Annotated in this window: 15 protein-coding genes and 1 riboswitch; of the genes, 4 read left to right on the top strand and 11 right to left on the bottom strand. The window is 34.1% G+C overall.

The window, feature by feature from the left end; all coding sequences use genetic code 11:
• Window positions 1–521: 521 nt before the first annotated feature.
• From JN168_RS01775 to JN168_RS01765, 3 genes are all read right to left on the bottom strand, one after another.
• Entirely contained in the window at window positions 522–1,391 is an 870-nt protein-coding gene (locus tag JN168_RS01775) for an SDR family oxidoreductase (RefSeq protein WP_107511671.1), read from the bottom strand.
• A 313-nt stretch (window positions 1,392–1,704) separates the two neighbouring features.
• Complete coding sequence (locus JN168_RS01770) at window positions 1,705–3,603, bottom strand: ABC transporter permease (RefSeq protein WP_042740370.1); 1,899 nt, start codon at window positions 3,601–3,603, stop codon at window positions 1,705–1,707.
• On the bottom strand, window positions 3,593–4,354 hold the full coding sequence (locus JN168_RS01765) for an ABC transporter ATP-binding protein (protein WP_042740371.1): 762 nt from the start codon (window positions 4,352–4,354) through the stop codon (window positions 3,593–3,595). Before JN168_RS01765 ends, JN168_RS01770 begins: the two co-directional genes overlap by 11 nt.
• A 223-nt stretch (window positions 4,355–4,577) precedes the next feature.
• Between JN168_RS01765 and JN168_RS01760 the strand changes: the two genes are divergently transcribed.
• The 3 genes from JN168_RS01760 (at window position 4,578) to copZ (ending at window position 8,832) form a co-directional block, all read left to right on the top strand.
• A complete protein-coding gene (locus tag JN168_RS01760) occupies window positions 4,578–6,029 on the top strand; it encodes a SulP family inorganic anion transporter (RefSeq protein WP_042740372.1) in 1,452 nt (483 codons plus the stop codon).
• A gap of 171 nt (window positions 6,030–6,200) precedes the next feature.
• Window positions 6,201–8,588 (top strand): heavy metal translocating P-type ATPase, encoded by a 2,388-nt coding sequence (locus JN168_RS01755; protein ID WP_279526122.1) that lies wholly within the window; start codon window positions 6,201–6,203, stop codon window positions 8,586–8,588.
• Between the two features lie 37 nt (window positions 8,589–8,625).
• Window positions 8,626–8,832: a copper chaperone CopZ gene (copZ, locus tag JN168_RS01750; RefSeq protein WP_042740374.1), complete on the top strand. Its 207-nt coding sequence runs from the start codon at window positions 8,626–8,628 to the stop codon at window positions 8,830–8,832.
• Window positions 8,833–8,895: 63 nt separating this feature from the next.
• On the opposite strand, the gene JN168_RS01745 is transcribed toward copZ, so the two are convergent.
• The 5 genes from JN168_RS01745 to JN168_RS01725 all read right to left on the bottom strand — a co-directional run bounded on the left by JN168_RS01745 (window position 8,896) and on the right by JN168_RS01725 (window position 14,298).
• Entirely contained in the window at window positions 8,896–9,894 is a 999-nt protein-coding gene (locus tag JN168_RS01745; protein ID WP_042740375.1) for a D-lactate dehydrogenase, read from the bottom strand.
• Complete coding sequence (locus JN168_RS01740) at window positions 9,881–11,068, bottom strand: aminotransferase class I/II-fold pyridoxal phosphate-dependent enzyme (protein ID WP_042740376.1); 1,188 nt, start codon at window positions 11,066–11,068, stop codon at window positions 9,881–9,883. The genes JN168_RS01745 and JN168_RS01740 overlap by 14 nt, the downstream gene beginning before the upstream one ends.
• A gap of 66 nt (window positions 11,069–11,134) precedes the next feature.
• A riboswitch (SAM riboswitch) is annotated at window positions 11,135–11,243 on the bottom strand.
• A gap of 121 nt (window positions 11,244–11,364) precedes the next feature.
• Window positions 11,365–12,126, bottom strand: a complete 762-nt coding sequence (locus JN168_RS01735) for an aggregation-promoting factor C-terminal-like domain-containing protein (RefSeq protein WP_042740377.1) — start codon at window positions 12,124–12,126, stop codon at window positions 11,365–11,367.
• A 556-nt stretch (window positions 12,127–12,682) separates the two neighbouring features.
• Entirely contained in the window at window positions 12,683–13,726 is a 1,044-nt protein-coding gene (locus JN168_RS01730) for a PTS sugar transporter subunit IIC (protein ID WP_042740378.1), read from the bottom strand.
• 146 nt (window positions 13,727–13,872) lie between these two features.
• The gene (locus JN168_RS01725) at window positions 13,873–14,298 is read right to left on the bottom strand and encodes a 6-pyruvoyl trahydropterin synthase family protein (protein ID WP_042740379.1); all 426 of its coding nucleotides are present in this window, start codon (window positions 14,296–14,298) and stop codon (window positions 13,873–13,875) included.
• A 126-nt stretch (window positions 14,299–14,424) separates the two neighbouring features.
• On the opposite strand from JN168_RS01725, the gene JN168_RS01720 reads away from it, so the two are divergent.
• Window positions 14,425–14,787 (top strand): DUF488 domain-containing protein, encoded by a 363-nt coding sequence (locus JN168_RS01720; RefSeq protein ID WP_042740380.1) that lies wholly within the window; start codon window positions 14,425–14,427, stop codon window positions 14,785–14,787.
• An 85-nt stretch (window positions 14,788–14,872) separates the two neighbouring features.
• Here JN168_RS01720 and JN168_RS01715 read toward each other — a convergent pair whose 3' ends face one another.
• The 3 genes from JN168_RS01715 to JN168_RS01705 all read right to left on the bottom strand — a co-directional run bounded on the left by JN168_RS01715 (window position 14,873) and on the right by JN168_RS01705 (window position 18,048).
• Entirely contained in the window at window positions 14,873–15,448 is a 576-nt protein-coding gene (locus tag JN168_RS01715; protein WP_042740381.1) for a M23 family metallopeptidase, read from the bottom strand.
• 246 nt (window positions 15,449–15,694) lie between these two features.
• Entirely contained in the window at window positions 15,695–16,636 is a 942-nt protein-coding gene (locus tag JN168_RS01710) for a nucleoside hydrolase (RefSeq protein ID WP_232139575.1), read from the bottom strand.
• Between the two features lie 53 nt (window positions 16,637–16,689).
• Window positions 16,690–18,048, bottom strand: a complete 1,359-nt coding sequence (locus tag JN168_RS01705; protein ID WP_042740383.1) for an amino acid permease — start codon at window positions 18,046–18,048, stop codon at window positions 16,690–16,692.
• Window positions 18,049–18,153 lie beyond the last annotated feature (105 nt).

The raw sequence follows: 18,153 nt of genomic DNA, 5'->3' as shown, positions 1-18,153 counted from the left end.
TATAACTAGATTAGCAATAGACTCGGTTTATACACACAAATATTATTATTGATTGCCTTTCGTACAATAGTATTATTTGTATCTAAGTACTCAACATATTGTTTTATATACTCCAGACTAAAAAAATTGTCGGTTGAATTGAAGTTCCTTTCAACCGACTTTTTTGTTGTCATTTATGTTGTTTTGTTCTATAGCCCTTAACTGTTTAAGATACAAGCTTATTACGTTAAGCATGAAAAAATCCCCAAAAGAACAAACCTTTTGGGGAACTCCCTTTATATTATGCATCGATATTGACCTTTTATCTAGTCAGTGGAGGTTTAATTCAAGACTAAGTATCGACACATCACTTATGACTTAAGTCTCTCGCTTACAATTCCCTAAATTCAACACTTTGCTTTCAACAATAAAGTACTTACATCTTCCTCTACTGTACTTTCAAAGCAAAATATCTTTATACATTGACTGCTACTGATTTCATACCTCACTTCAATTCACACCCCAAGTACTATAAATCGGACCTAAGATGTTATATAATCTCCTCCATTTACATGAATCACTTGGCCTGTGATATAAGAGCTATCAGCATAGGATGCTAAAAACACATAAGATGGTGCTAATTCTGCTGGTTGACCTCGGCGTCCCATTGCTGTATCAGACCCTTGATTTTCAACTTTATCTGCAGTAAATGTAGCAGGAATTAATGGTGTATATATAGGACCTGGTGCAACAGCATTCACTCTAATGCCTTTATCGATTAATGTAGTAGCTAGCGATCTTGTAAAGGCAACAATTGCACCTTTCGTCGCAGAATAATCAATCAAATGACCTGAGCCACGATATGCAGTTACACTCGTTGTATTAACAATCGCATCGCCTTCCTTCAAGTAAGGTACAGCCGCTTGCGAAAGAAATATCATTCCAAATATATTTGTTTCGAATGTTTCTTTAACCTGCTCTGGCGTTATATCCTCAAATTGATCTCTTGGGAATTGAACACCACCATTGTTTACTAAAATATTCAGATCACCAAAGTCATCAATGACTGATGCAATCAGTTGTTTAGAATCGTTAATATTTTTCAAATCATGGGCATAAGCTTTCGCTTTACCGCCTAACTCTGTTATTTGTTGAACAACTTCATCTGCATCTTCGTGCTCATCGTAATATCCGATAGCAACCTGTGCCCCTTCCTTCGCATATAATAATGCCACGGAACGACCTATACCCGAATCACCACCTGTAATGAGTGCAACTTTGCCTGCCAGCTTTCCGCCACTACGATACGAATCTAATACAGAAATGGGTCTAGGATTCATCTCTTTTTCAATTCCTGGTTGTCGATTTTGTGTATAGCCTGTTATTTGTTTGTGAAATTCAGTTAAATTCATCCAATCACTCCTTAGTATTCTTATTTGCCAGTACCACCATTTTGCATTATGAAACATTCTCACTTTATGTGGCGTCTATTTCCCAGGAAATAGTAATACTAAGTTATTTGAAACTATAGACTATATTATCCAATCCACTTGCATTATTAAAATATTATAAAATGAAGCACACTAAATCAATTGAATATCTCGTACAAGAACGTCGTACTATTAACAAACGTCCGATCACACATATCAATCTACACTGTTAGTAACAAGCAAACTATTTTGCTGTCACTTCGTGTATAGCACTATTCGGCTGACTTAGACCCTGTTAGATTGAATGTTTAACAATCCGACTCGAATGTATGATGGACATAATTGCAAAGATCATAAAGATAATAGAATAAACCACCATAACAACATAAACTGGCAGCATATCTATAGAGTTCATAATCTTCATATATGCTTTAGCTGCAAAGTATGCATGTAATAATGAAATGATTAGCGGTAAAGCAAAGTTGAATATTACCTTTAACGTTAAACCTTTCAACATATCTCTATGTGTGTATCCAAGTTTACGTAAAATTTTATAATTAGACATTTCATCTTCTGTTTCATCCATTTGCTTGATATAGATAATACAACCAGCAGCAATTAAAAATGCTAATCCAAGAAATGATGTTACAAACAATAAGATACCTATAGAATTATCCATGCTTTGTCGTATAACCTTTTGTGATTCAATATGAGGATTTACCTGTTTTAACATTTTGTTAGCAGCTGGCCAATCCTTTTTATTTAATAACTCATAGCCATATTGCTTATTAATTTCTTTACTGTGTTGACTTAGTTCATCATATTTATCAGTGCTGACTAATAGTACCGGTTGGCCATAAGAAACATCTGCCCTAAAATCTACTGTTCGTTGATCTGCTGTCACCTTAAATGGCGCAAAACCTTGCCCTTTAAATTGAATTGTCTTGTCGATATTATATTTAACTAAACTACCACCAATTGTAGAAACATTAATCAACTTAGCATTATTTCCAGAAACATCTTTATCTTTAAAAAATTCATTACTTGTTATAAACATTTCCTTAGGTTTGTTCATTAAAGAATTACTTTGTTTAACAAAGAAATCATCTTTTGTTATTTTCAAATTAGCTACCTCTTTATAAACAGGTTTAAATGGTATATGCGCTTGTTCTAATTTTTGTTCAAATTGCTGTGCCTGCTTTTCTGAATTTAAATTAAAATCTTGAGGTGATGATTCATAAATATTGTCATCAATAGATGATTTACTAATTGCACCAAAGCACAACACAGTGACCGTCACAGCGGATAATGTAGCTATAATAGTCAAAGATAACGCATTCTTCTTCATTTTATGCATAATTGAGGATGTAAAAACGACGTCCGTAATAGATATCTTGCCTTGCTTTAATCCTTTAAGACTTTTGAAGATTAACGAAACCGAACTCCTAAAGAATAAATAAGCGCCTACTGTGGTTAAGAATAAAATAGCAAAGACTAAAAACATGATTGCATCACTATATTTCCCAAACATTTCGGTCGAAAAATAATAACCTAAAATAATCATCGTGATACCAATAATTCCAGAAATAAACTCTAATATCGTCACTTTAGGTTTATTGACCTCAGTCTTAGTATTATCATTCATCATCGTTAAAATACTCCGTCTACGTAAAAACCAAAAACTTTGTACTAAAATGAGTACAAATGATAAACATAATAAAATAATCGTTTGCGTTACTGCTGGCGGTTGGAATGTTAATGATACACTGGTCTTAACACTTAAAATTTTGAGTACAACCATCAATAATATTTTAGAACCAAATACACCAATGATCATGCCTAACACACCGGTAAAGATAAACATCGTTACTTGTTCTATCAATAACATACGCATTATATTATTTCTTGTTAACCCAATTAATTGATACAGCGCGAATTCACGTGTACGTCTTTTTATAAATAGTTGATTCGCATACATTAAGAAGATCAATATAATGATAAACAAAAAATTGGCGCCAACCTTTGATCCTTCTTGGATTACTTTCATAGAATTATCATTATTTATACTGTTGGTATATTTTAATGTAACAAAGCTAAAATAAAGGACAATACTAACTATCAACGAAAATATATACATCGCATAGTGACGAATATTCTGTTTGAAATTCTTTAGTACAATCTGATTAAAGCTCATGTGTCACACCACCTAAAGCCGTTTGCATATGAATAATATTCTTATAAAAGGCTTGGTTCGTATCTTCACCTTGATAAATTTCAGAATGTATATTACCGTCCTTTAACATAATCACTCTATTAGAAAAACTCGCCGCTACAGGATCATGTGTAACCATTACTATCGTGGCGTTCATTTTCTTATTCATTTCTTCTAAACGATTTAATAAATCCTGCGCACTTTTAGAATCAAGTGCACCTGTTGGTTCGTCGGCAAAGATAATAGCTGGTTTATGCACTGAGGCACGTGCTGCCGCTGTACGTTGTTGTTGCCCACCAGATATTTCATTAGGATATTTATTACCCAATGCTTTGATCCCAAGTGCTTCAGTTACTTCATTATAATTGGCTTCTTTTTCTTTTTTTGACATCTTTTGTATAGACAATGGCAACATAATGTTTTCTTTAACCGTTAGCGTGTGTAATACACTATAATCTTGGAAGATAAATCCTATCTCTTTTTTTCGAAAATCTGCTAATGCTTTATTGCTCATTTTATTTATCTGATTGCCATTTATTTCGACTGTACCACTGGTTAAATAATCAATAGAACTTATAACATTCAACAAAGTTGTCTTACCAGAACCAGATGGTCCCATAATTGTGACGAACTCACCTTCTTCAATTGAAAAGTCTATCCCCTTTAACACTTCTTGTTGTTGGTGCTTGTTACCATATTTTTTAGTTAAACCTTCAACTTTTAAAATTGGCATACTTTTCACTCCTAGTTACCTTTATTTATAATCCAATTGTAACGAATCATCCTAACACTGGCGTTTGTTTTAACTAACAAACATAGTTATTAAAATAACAACTTTGTCACACAGGTATAATTTTATGCGCATTCAATTATACTTTACATTGAATTTTAATAACTTTGCACTTAAAATACTATGTTATAATAATTTAGTTAAAATATTATTAAGGAGTATATAAATGCTAACTAAATTAAAAAGCGAATGGTTAACTGCACCAGGGACAAATATCTTAGCAGGTATTGTTGTTGCCTTAGCTTTAATACCAGAGGCAATTTCCTTTTCAATTATAGCTGGAGTCGATCCAATGGTCGGTCTTTATGCATCTTTTATTATTGCAGTAGTCATCTCATTTGTAGGCGGTCGACCTGCTATGATTTCTGCAGCTACAGGTTCCGTCGCCCTAGTCGTCGTTCCGTTAGTTAAAGATTACGGATTACAATACTTACTTGCTGCCACTATATTAATGGGTCTTATTCAGGTCATATTCGGCATATTAAAGGTCGGACATTTGATGAAATTCATACCAAATTCTGTCATGATTGGCTTTGTCAATGCTTTAGCCATTATGATATTTACTACGCAAATTAAACATATCTTTGGTATATCTATTCCAACTTACATCTTTGTCATCATTACCTTACTGATTATTTACTTATTACCACGCGTTTTTAACACAATACCCGCTCCACTTATTGCCATTGTGTTGTTAACTGTCATTTCGATTTATACACATGCCGATGTAAAAACAGTCGGAGACTTAGGTGATATTAAACGTACACTACCACATTTCCTTTTACCAGATGTACCTTACACCTTTGAAACTTTGAAAATCATATTACCTTATTCATTATCTATGGCTATTGTTGGACTTGTTGAGAGCTTGCTTACAGCTCGTATTGTTGACTTAGCAACTGATACGTATAGTAATAAAAATCAAGAATCACGCGGACAAGGTATCGCAAACTTTATAACAGGCTTTTTTGGTTCTATGGGCGGTTGTGCCATGATAGGTCAATCCGTTATTAATGTACGTTCTGGTGCTACAACGCGTCTTTCTACCTTTACTGCCGGAGTATTTTTAATCATTTTAATTATTGTCTTTGGTGATTGGGTAGTACAAATTCCAATGCCTATTCTCGCTGCAATCATGGTTATGGTTTCAGTCGGAACATTTGATTGGAAATCATTCAAATTTATCAAACGTGCACCTCGTACAGATGCCTTTGTAATGATCTTAACAGTCGCTATTGTGTTGTTGACTAATAATTTAGCTTTAGGCGTCATTGTCGGAGTCATTGTTAGTGCATTATGCTTTGCCACTAAAATATCTAAGGTTAAAGTTGAACAAGAGACACATGAACAAACCATTTATTATAAAATTTCAGGTCAAATTTTCTTTGTATCAATAGATACAATGATGAATCAATTAGACTTAGATTTGAAACATCAGACAATATATTTAGATTTCCAACAAGCACACTTATGGGATGATTCTGCAGTTAATGCTATTGATACACTCGTTGAAAATTATAATAAAAAGCACAATACCGTATATGTTCAACATTTAAATAAAGATAGTAAAAAAATAGTTACTGAACTTACAGAAATTAATCATCAACATTTATTATAAGCCGTTATTTCACACAAAAGCCAATGCGCATGTATTTACTGCGCATTGGCTTTTTTAAATCTTAATCATTGACATATATACGGGTAGGGGGTATATTGTAGATAAATGATTTGCTCTACTACCGGACATTAATATTCCAAGATACATAAAATAAAAAGGGAGGTTTATATTATGTCACAACAAAAAACAACGACCTATGATATTACAGGGATGACTTGTGCAGCTTGTGCAAATCGTATCGAGAAGAACTTAAATAAACTCAATGATGTTACTGCAAATGTTAATGTAACGACAGAGAAAGCAACCATAACATACGACCCACAAAGCACTTCTGAAACACAAATTACTGAAAGCATTGAAAAAACTGGTTATGGCGTGTCTACTGAACACACTGATTTAGATATTATCGGGATGACTTGTGCAGCCTGTTCAAATCGTATCGAAAAGGTATTAAATCGTATGGATGGCATAAGTAACGCAAGTATTAATCTCACTACAGAAAGTGGTGCTATCGACTATAACCCTAACACTGTTACGGTCGATTATATAATAAGCAGAATACAACAGATTGGTTATGATGCACAGACTAAACAAGATGAAACACAAAAAGCATCTAGAAAGGAACAAGAATTAAAGGGAAAAAGATTCAAACTGATTATTTCAGCTATCCTAACCGTTCCTTTATTACTAACAATGTTCGTTCATTTATTCGGCATTCCTTTACCACATATTATAATGAACCCTTGGTTCCAGTTCGTCTTTGCAACACCTGTTCAATTCATTATTGGATGGCAATTTTATGTTGGTGCCTATAAAAATCTTAAAAACAAATCAGCAAATATGGATGTACTTGTTGCTTTAGGTACAAGCGCTGCTTATTTTTATAGTATCTATGAAATGATTAAATGGTTAATTCAACCACAAATCACTCCGCATCTTTATTTTGAAACAAGTGCAATATTAATCACACTAATATTATTAGGTAAGTATTTAGAGACACGCGCTAAAGCACAGACAACAAATGCATTAAGTCAATTAGTCAACTTACAAGCTAAAGAAGCACGAATCATCAGAGATAACACAACAATCATGGTTCCATTAAACGAAGTCAAAGTTGGCGATTATTTAGTTATCAAGCCAGGAGAAAAGATACCCGTTGACGGTACAATAATTAAAGGAACAACATCAATAGATGAATCTATGCTGACTGGTGAATCAATTCCAATTGAAAAGAATGTGAATGATACTGTCATAGGTGCAACGATGAATAAACATGGTTCCATTACTATTGAAGCAACAAAAATCGGCAAGGATACGGCTTTATCGAATATTATTCAAACTGTAGAAGCTGCCCAAAGTTCTAAAGCTCCTATCCAACGACTCGCAGATATTATATCTGGTTACTTTGTACCAATTGTTGTAGCCATTGCTTTACTCACATTTATTTTCTGGATTACACTTGTACAACCTGGTGAATTTGAACCTGCGCTCGTTGCTGCTATTGCAGTATTAGTCATCGCCTGCCCCTGTGCATTAGGTCTTGCTACTCCTACTTCTATAATGGTAGGAACTGGTAAAGCTGCTGAACATGGCATCTTATTTAAAGGCGGAGAGCATATTGAACGAACACATGAAATTGATACTGTAGTCTTAGATAAAACTGGGACAATTACAAATGGTCAACCAGTAGTCACTGCATTCAATGGTAATAGCGAGACGCTACAATTACTTGCATCTGCAGAAAATGGATCCGAACATCCATTAGCCGATGCTATAGTGAAACATGCTGTTAATAACGATATTAAATTGTTAGAGCCTGAACACTTCACTTCTATACCTGGCAGAGGTATTTCAGCTATCATTCATAATCGTCATATCTTAGCAGGTAATCAACAATTAATGACAGAATATAATATTGATACAACTGAGCAAATAGAACAATTACAACGCTACGAGACAGCTGGTCATACTGCTATGTTTGTAGCTGTCGATAATCAAATTAATGGCATAATTGCCGTTGCAGATACTGTGAAATCAAATGCACGAGAAGCAATTCAAGCATTGCATGATTTAGGCATCAACGTCGTCATGTTAACAGGCGACAATGAACGTACAGCTCATGCTATTGCTAAACAAGTAAATATAGATGCCGTTATTGCGGAAGTATTACCGGAAGAAAAGGCAGCAAAAATTGCAGAAATTCAACAAACAAATCAGCATAAAGTAGCTATGGTAGGAGATGGTGTAAATGATGCACCTGCTCTAGTACAAGCAGATATAGGTATTGCAATAGGTACAGGTACCGAAGTTGCTATTGAAGCAGCAGATGTTACTATCCTGGGAGGCAATTTATTGTTAATACCTAAAGCCATAAAGGCAAGTAAATATACTATCCGTAATATCCGTCAAAACCTATTTTGGGCATTGGGTTATAATGTAGCAGGTATTCCTATTACTGCATTAGGCTTATTAGCTCCTTGGATTGCTGGCGCAGCAATGGCATTAAGTTCAGTCAGTGTAGTAACAAATGCTTTACGTTTAAAAAGAATGAAACTATAGTTAACCCTATATAAAAATTTATAAGGAGGTGAATGTTATGGCTAAAGAAATCATTGCAGTAGAAGGTATGAGTTGTGATCATTGTAAACAAGCTGTTGAAGGAGCACTAACAAATCTAGATGGTGTTACAACTGCTGAAGTAAATCTTGAGGCTGGAAATGTCACAGTCGATTACGATCAAACACAAGTTACAACAGATAACATGAAAGAGGCTATTGAAGATCAAGGATATGATGTAAAATAGCACAATCATAGAGGCTCATATCATCAAAGTGCGTTGATGATATGAGCCTCTATTTTGTTATAATCAATTTACACGTAATGATGTATCTCCTGTTTGTAATACCTCAATAGTTGCATCTAAAGCATCAACTATTAAATTTTCAACAGCAGCATCCGTATAGAAAGCAATATGCGGAGATAAAATAACATCTTTACGTTCAATAAGTGAACGTAATAATTCATCTTCTAATGTGACACCACGTTGATCACTAGGAAATAGACCCTTTTCAGCCTCATATGTATCTAATGCTGCACCCTTTATAATACCTTTATCAATAGCTTCAATTAAGGCACGGGTATTCACAATCGACCCACGAGCGCAATTTATAAATACTGAACCTTCTTTAAAACTATTAAATAATGATTCATCAAATAAATAATGATTTTCATCACTTGCTGGCACGTGCACCGTAACAATATCAGCTACTTCCACTATTTCTTTAATTGTATCTTTATAACTCACGATAGATTGTAATTGTTCATTTTTCACAATATCATACGCAATTACCTTAGCACCAAAACCATTTGCAAATATTTTCGCAACTACACTACCAATACGTCCTGTACCAATCACTGCTACTGTTAAATCCTTAATAGAGCGCGATAAGATGGCAGGTTGCCAGCGAAAATCTTGTTCTGCGGTCTTTTGCTGTATATCATTAAAGTTTCTCACCAAATTTAATGCTTGGGACACAGTATACTCTGCAATTGACTCAGGTGAATATGAAGGTACGTTTGAAATGATTAAATTATACTTATTCGCCAATTCAAAATCATAACAATCATACCCCGCACTTCTTTGGGCAATTTGTTTTATTCCAAACTCATTCAATTTTTTGTAAACCACTTCGGGCAGAGGGATTTGTTGTGATACAGACACGCCATCAAAGCCTCGGACACTATCTACCGTGGATTCAGTCAATAATTGACTATCTAAATCTACAGATACTTTATGTTGTGCTGACCACGCTTCAATATAAGGAATATCTTCCTCTCTTACACCAAACAATTTAATTTTTGTCATCGCAGACACTTCCTTCTTTATGATATAAAGCACTTAATGATTGTAAACGATTAGCTGCTTCTAATAGTTGTGCATCATTCAATGCTAGTGAAATTCTGACATAATTACGCCCATGCTCGCCAAATGGGATGCCAGGAGCTACTAAAATAGATTGCTCCTCTAATAAATACTTAACAAATTGCTCACCATCATAACCTTCCGGAGTAGCTAACCATAAAAATATACCACCCTTCATTGGTTCAAATGGAATGTGTTTTTCAGCCAATTTTGCTTCAAAAAGATCTCTCCTGCGTTTAAAGGTAGCACTTTGTTCCTCTAAAAATGTATCATAATGATTTAAAGCGTATGTTGCAGCATCTTGTAACGCACCAAACATGCCTGCATGTGTGTGTGTTTGGAATTTTTTGAGCGCCTGAATCACCTCTTTATTACCTACTGCAAAACCAACTCTAAATCCTGACATATTATAGCCCTTAGATAGTGAAAATATTTCAATCGCTACATCTTTGGCTTGTGGTGATTGCAATATACTCGGGTTTTTATGATCAAAACCAAAGGCACTATATGCAAAATCATGAACAATTTTAGTTTTTGTCCCCTTAAAACGCTTTATAGCTTCATCAAATACATTTTGTGTCGCAACTGATCCCGTAGGATTATTTGGATAAGTTAAATATATCAATTTAGTATTATCTAAGACTGACTGTGCCACCTTATCCCATTCAGGTAAATAATCCGGAGAATTCAATACCAGTGGTACCGGAATTGCATCAGCCAATTTTACGCCAGCTAAATAATCTGTATATCCTGGGTCAGGCAACAACACATTTTCTCCTGGATTAACAATACACTGCGGTAAATTAACTAAACCATTTTTTGTTCCATATAAAATACATACTTCATCTTCTTTATCTAACGCTACTTGATATTGACGTTGATAAAAATCAACTATCGCTTGTTTAAAGGTATCTTTTCCATGAAATGCACCATATTTTTGGTTCTCTGGTATATGTATTGCTTTACTAAAACAATCTAAAATGCCCTTAGGTGTTTCTCCATCAGGTATACCCACTGCCATATTAATTAATGGTAAGGGGCCATGTTCTACTTTTTGTCCCATTGTCTTCCCAAAATAGCTGTCAGGTATCTGAGATAATCTTTCTGACATTACCATAAAACTGCCCTCCTTAAATAAAAAACTATATACCGAAGTTCAGCGGCATATAGTCATATCATATGTCACCTATCTCTCAAGACAAATATTGCTTGTTGGATTTAGCACAGTACGTCAATCACGTCTGTTGCTGAAGTATCATCGGGCCAATTCCCTCAACTTCTCTAGATAAGTTGCTTCATATTAAATTACTAATTATTTTATCAGAATATTCAAACTTGTCAATGTAAAAAAAGAACGACTCTAAAGAGTCGCTCTATATATAGTGTTGAATCATTTAATTATTTAATTAAATCTTACCACCAGTTATTAGCTGAACGGAAAGCTAATGCAGCTTCGATTGAACCATAACGTTCTTTAGCATAGTTGATCATACCTTGAGTTTGAGTAGCAACTGAACCAGTTCCCCAAGATTCTTTAGTTTGACCTAAACCTCTGTATCCTAATTCGTTAACAGCATTTGGGTTACCGCTTGACTCAGGTAATACGATAGTATTCCACATAGCTTCAGTACCACCAGCAGCTAAGAATTGAGCTTTAACTGATCCACCAGTTGAAGCAGCTTGTGTTTTTGCAGCTTCGTATGCTTTAGTTGCAGTGCTTGTTTGAGCAGTTTGAACGTTTGAGTTTGAAGAAGCTTTAGGAGCTTCAACTGCTTGAACTTCTACATTGCTTGATTGTTGTTGTGAACTTACTTCGTTAGATGATTTTTCGTTAGTGTTTGTAGATGCTTGTGCACTTACATCTTGTTGAGCTGAGTTTGATGAAACGTTTGTAGATGCACTTTGTGAACCTGCAACGTCATAGCTCCAAGACCATGATTGACCATCTGAATCAAATTTATATTCGAATCCGCCTAATACGAAGTCATAGTGGTAAGCACCAGCGTGTAATGGTTTTTCGTTTAATTCTGAAGCGTTGTTTTGAGCTAATTCTGCTAAGTGTGCTTTGTCGATGTTTTGCTCAGAAGCGTGCGCTTGATTTTGATCTGCTTGAGTTGCGTATCCAGTTACACCTAATGCTACTGCTAAAGATGATGCTAAAATTGTTTTCTTCATAATAAAAAAATCCTCCAAATTTAATTCTTTTCTAAAAGTAAATTATATTTTCGTTAATAAAATTATCGTATCTGCTAATATTGTTTAAAATTTATGTCTAATTTTTTGACCACAAATAATATACCATAAATTTCTCGTTTTTATATTACATGTATATAACAAAACTTTACAAAAGCAAGCTCATTATGTAACATTGCAATCTTTTTGTTTTGTTTTGTTACGCATAAACTATCAAAGATAACGCTAACATTTAATGTAAAATGTTGTTATAACAGTGTAATTTACTACTTTTTTCACATTGAGACTATTTTCTGAATTATTACAAGTATCCTTTCTGTAATACTTTTGTAATAATACAAACCGTTAAAAAATATATTTATTGGGGCAAAATTTGTAATTTTTGTTTTTTCTGAAAATTCAATCGCTAACTATCTATTACTTTCATGACGGTATTCAACTTTAATTTTACCGAAAAAATCGTCTACAGGTTTTATTACTCCTGTAGACGACTCAATTAATTGTTAACTTTATTAAGCTGTATTTTAAATTATTTTCATTATGCTAAGAATTTAAAAATATCTCGATCATATAATTTCAATACTTTCATATAGAAGGTATTAATAATATAACCAATTGTAAATGGCACTACAAAAAATGCAATAAATACCATCAACAGGCTCAATAGTGGTGAATGTTCCATAAACCTAAATGCACTAATTGGACCGACTAGTCCAATAATACCAAATCCAGCAGATTCTTTAGTACCGCCAATGCCGATAAGTGCTCCGGCAAAACCTGTGACTAAAGCAGTAGTAAAAATAGGCAATAATATGATGGGATGACGCACCATATTAGGAATCATCATTTTAACGCCACCTAAAAATATAGTAATCGGCACACCTGCTCTATTGATCTTAACAGTCCCAGCAACAAGTACTGCTTCACATGCCACTATTCCAAGTGAAGCTGAACCAGCTGCTAAACCACTAATACCTATTGCTAATGCAGTTGCAACGGTTGATATAGGTGAAATAATAATAAAACTAAATACAAGTGCGATTAACATAGACATTAAAATAGGTTGCAGTTCTGTAAATGAATTCACCAAATTCCCTATACCTGTGGTAATCATTTTCACATAAGGTAACAATAAAACACCTAACAAACTTGCAATAACTCCAACAAAAGTTGGTAATATGATTAACGTGAGACTACCAAAACGCTCACCAATCACTAATATAATAAACACTGCAATAGCTGCAGTTATCATCGTGTTAATTAAATCACCTACACCCATTAATACCCATGTACCTGATTTAAATTGCGCAACACCACTACCAATAAATGCCGAACTTGCTACTACGGCTGTCGCTAAAGGTGATAATTTAAATCGCATTGCTATTAATGCACCTACCAAGATTGGTACTGTAAATTGTATACTTTCAACAATTTGCAATAACGTTTGAAAGATGGGATATTTCGGTGCAAAAACCTTAAATAATTCTCCTAAAATTGCATTCGGTATCAGTCCGGCCACAATTGCGATTGCCACGCCTGATAATACATTATTAATAAACTGTTTTGGACTTACCTTGATCATAGAAGTTCCTCCTTAGTTGTAGTAGGTACTTAATATATCATATTTTCCAAATTTTCAGAATATTAATTTTTGTTTTAGTCATTTAATTTTGCATTATCTATAAATTCCATCATATTTTGAAAACGATACGCTAAATCTACTTCATGTTACTGCATGAATGCTTCAGTCAATACAAGCCCTTGGCGATCGTTTTCGTAAAACTCTAATTTATAAAGTGTATTTCCATTTGGAAGGTATTGCTCAAACTGTTCCCAAATCCAAAACGCAATATTTTCTGCAGTCGTATTCATAGCTGGTAATGTGTCATTTAATAACTGATTTGCTAAAAAAGGTTTAATGTGTTCATCATATAATTTGTCTACAACATTAAAATCTAATGCCAACCCATAATCATCAATAGGTGATAATATCTCTACATTAAAACGATATAGCTGATTTTTTAAATCTTTATGCAATGTTTCAGAAAAATAAATTCTATTATCACACTGAAATTGGAAACTATTTCTGATTAACACATTATTCGTTCTATATTGATACGTTTTCGGTGGCTGCACATGATCAAACTTATTCATCATAAAACCTCCTGTTTTTCTTTATTTTACCCTTTTTCTAAAAAATAACTTCAAACTACGATGTTTTTAATTTACAGCTATTGGCAATGATGAAAGTGATATATTTTTAAAACAGGAGTGATTTTAATGTCAATCAAGACTCAACGTATTTATGATGAAAGTGAAAATCAACAAGTAACTGGATTACGCATATTAGTAGATCGTGTATGGCCAAGAGGCATCTCTAAAGAACAAGCTAAGATCGACCATTGGTTAAAGGATATTGGACCTTCTACAGAGTTAAGAAAATGGTTCGATCACGATGCAGAAAAATTCACAGAGTTCAAATCGAAATACCAACAAGAATTAACTGATAATGACGACCAAGCTAAAGCATTTAAACAATTAAAACAATGGGTTGATGAAAGTGATAAACCGGTCGTCTTGTTATTCGGCGCCAAAGATACTCAACATAATCAAGCCGTTGTACTTCAATCTTTATTGAGCTAATACGCTTCAAGGCATTATCTTAGCATATATATTCACAATCCTATCGGTAGCGTATACTACATTACAATACAACCCATTCAGTCGGTTACAATTCATACAAACTCTTTTCGCCGTTAGGTAATTTATCTATGAAAGATTTGGGGTCTATTGCAAATTGATTGCCCACCCCATCTTTCATTCTTTGAAAATGAAGATGCGAACCTGTCGTTTGCTCACCAGTATTACCAGAGAGCGCAATGGTGTCACCTGCATTCACACGTTCACCTTTCGCTACTTTAAATGTATTCAAATGCATATACCATTGATGATATCTACCATTATCTTCTTGAATTTGTATGACTTTTCCACCTAATTTATTATTAAAGGTTCTCGTCACAACGCCATCGGTCACTGCTTTAACTGGTGTATCTTCAGGTAAATCGTAGTCAATGCCATAATGTTTACCATCGAAATCACTATATTGATATTCACCAAAAGTTTCTGTTTCTCTACTACGATTAAATAGTGCTTCAAAGTCATTATTTGACTCTTCTGGTTCATGACTTTGATTAGTATATAATTTAGTCACGGTTTGTTTAATTTCTTCATTATATTGTACAAAAAATACTATCGCTCCTACAATCACGATACAAATAGCTAAGTATTTTAATAATTTCTTCAATAAAGGTAACACCTCTTAAATAATAAATTTGTGTAATTAGTATACGCACTCATCAACATGAATGCGAATAATTCGTTTACACAACGCTCACATAAAAATAATATATCTATATGCTGCAATGATGTATCTACCAAATAACAGCATAAATAAAAAGCTTTATAAAACCATTACCATTGAAGGAATCGTTTTATAAAGCTCTGTCTCATTATCTTAAATCTAGTGATTAATCTAACAATAGCGCATTTATTATAATTTATTGTAACTTTGTAAAATATTTTCAACTAAATCCCACAAGTCATCTACATCAACAGCTATCGCAAAATTGGCGTTTTTTTCCTTTTGTGTAATATCATTTAAATCTACCGACATTGTGCCATAAGTTAAATCACTTTGACACTCAATATCGATTCTCGTATATTGCATCGTAAATAATTCGGGTTGCAATAAATATAAAATTGTACAAGCATCATGTATGGGTCCACCATCCATATTGAAATGTGTCTTATATGTGGATTTAAAAAATTCAAGTAGCTCAACAACAAAACGGGCAATTTCATTATCAATACCTTTAAAGCGTGAGATAATTTCATCTGTTGCCAGCACTTGATGTGTGACATCTAGACCGAACACATTAATCATCACACCACTTTCAAATACACGTTTCGCCGCTTCGGCATCAACCCAAATATTAAATTCTGCTGTTGGTGTCCAGTTACCGAATGTACCGCCCCCCATAATTGTAATAGATTCGATATTTTGTACAATATTAGGTTCCTTATTCATTGCCATAGCAATATTTGTTAATGGTCCCGTCGCTACAATGGTCACTTTGGTATCACTGTGGCTCACTTTTTCAATTATTGTATCTACAGCATGCATAGTCGTCGGCTTTAATGCAGGTACTTTAGGTAAATTGGGTCCGTCTAATCCAGTCTCACCATGTATCTCTGATGCAAATGACGCATCTTTTATTAACGGACGAGATGCACCAACAGACACTTCAATGTCTAACCGGCCCATAATATCCAATACATTTAAAGCATTATTAGTATTCTTTTCAACAGATTGGTTACCTGCAACAGTCGTAACTGCTATGATATCTAATGGACTTTGCTTGGCTCCTGCAAGTATTAATGCAATTGCATCATCATGGCCCGGATCACAATCCATAATAATTTTTTTAGTCATTTTCCTTCACTCCAAATCACAGGATTATATCGTACGATTTCAAACTTGAGGCATCATCTTTGTCGTGTATGCTTTTTATATTGTCGATACATCAACGCTAGGACTATCAACCATAATGGCGCTAATAACACACCGATTCTAGTCTCCGGATTCACCAATAAAATACCAAATATAAAGATAAAGAATACGATGATACACACTGCCATTTTACTACCACCTGGTAATTTAAAATTACTTCGCTCATGCAGGTCAGGTCTTTGCTTTGTATATCTATAGTATGCAATGGTAATTAAGGTCCATAAAAATATATTCAACACTGTTGATACAGTACTAATATAGACAAAGACGGTTGTCGCATTAGGAATAAAATAATTCAATAACACTGCAATAAATAAAAATGAACTTGTAATTAAAATCGCAGTGATCGGTACACCTTTCTTATTTGTTACCTGAAAACTTGGTGGTGCTTGTTGTCTATCTGCCAAGCCAAATAACGTCCTACTATTAGCAAATATGCCACTGTTACAAGCTGAGGCTGCTGCAGTCAATACCACAAAGTTGATGATTCCTGCTGCAAATGGTATACCTACAAGCGCAAATAATTTAACAAACGGACTATCCTCTGGATCAAGTTTATTCCATGGCACAATTGAAATAATAATAGCAATTGCCCCAATGTAGAACAATAAAATTCTAAAGGGAACACTGTTGATTGCCTTAGGAAGTGTCTTATGTGGATTCTTAGTTTCTCCTGCAGTGATACCAATCATCTCAATTCCTAAAAAGGAAAATATCGCCATTTGGAAAGACATAAAGAAACCAGCAGCACCATTTGGAAACAATCCACCATGTGCATATATGTTAGAAAATGAAGATGTACCATAAGGTGTTTGGTAAGCCATAATAACCATGGCCAATCCCACAATAATCAACGCGATAATCGTACCTACTTTAATCAATGCAAACCAGAATTCTAGTTCACCAAATAATCGTGTACTCAATAAATTGAAATACATCAATAGGAGTACGCACAAAAAAGCCGATAGCCAATTGGGAATTTGTGGAAACCAAAAAGATACATATTTCGCCACCGCTGTAACCTCTGCCATACCAGAGATAATCCATGTTAACCAATATGTCCAACCTGTAATGAAACCTGCAAGTGATCCTACATATTCATTTGTAATATCTGCGAATGAATTAAATTTCGTATCAGAAAGCAACATCTCTCCCATCGCTCTCATAAACATAAACAATGCAAATCCAACAATTATGTAAGTCAATAATATAGACGGACCAGCTAAATGAATCGACTGTCCTGCACCTAGAAATAAACCTGTACCGATTGCTCCCCCAATTGCAATCAATTGAATATGTCTGTTACTTAATTCTCTCTTTAGTTGATCAGCCATAATTCCAACCCCTTAAATTTGAAATTATACTCTTTAATCATACTATGTCCCATTCAGAGTATCTAATTTCTCCTAACATATTAGGTTTTTATTATTGTTAATGAT

The organism is Staphylococcus gallinarum, assembly GCF_029774255.1.
GTDB lineage: Bacteria > Bacillota > Bacilli > Staphylococcales > Staphylococcaceae > Staphylococcus > Staphylococcus gallinarum.
The sequence above is the reverse complement of the archived record's forward strand: the minus strand, read 5'-3'. Positions and strand labels throughout refer to the sequence as shown.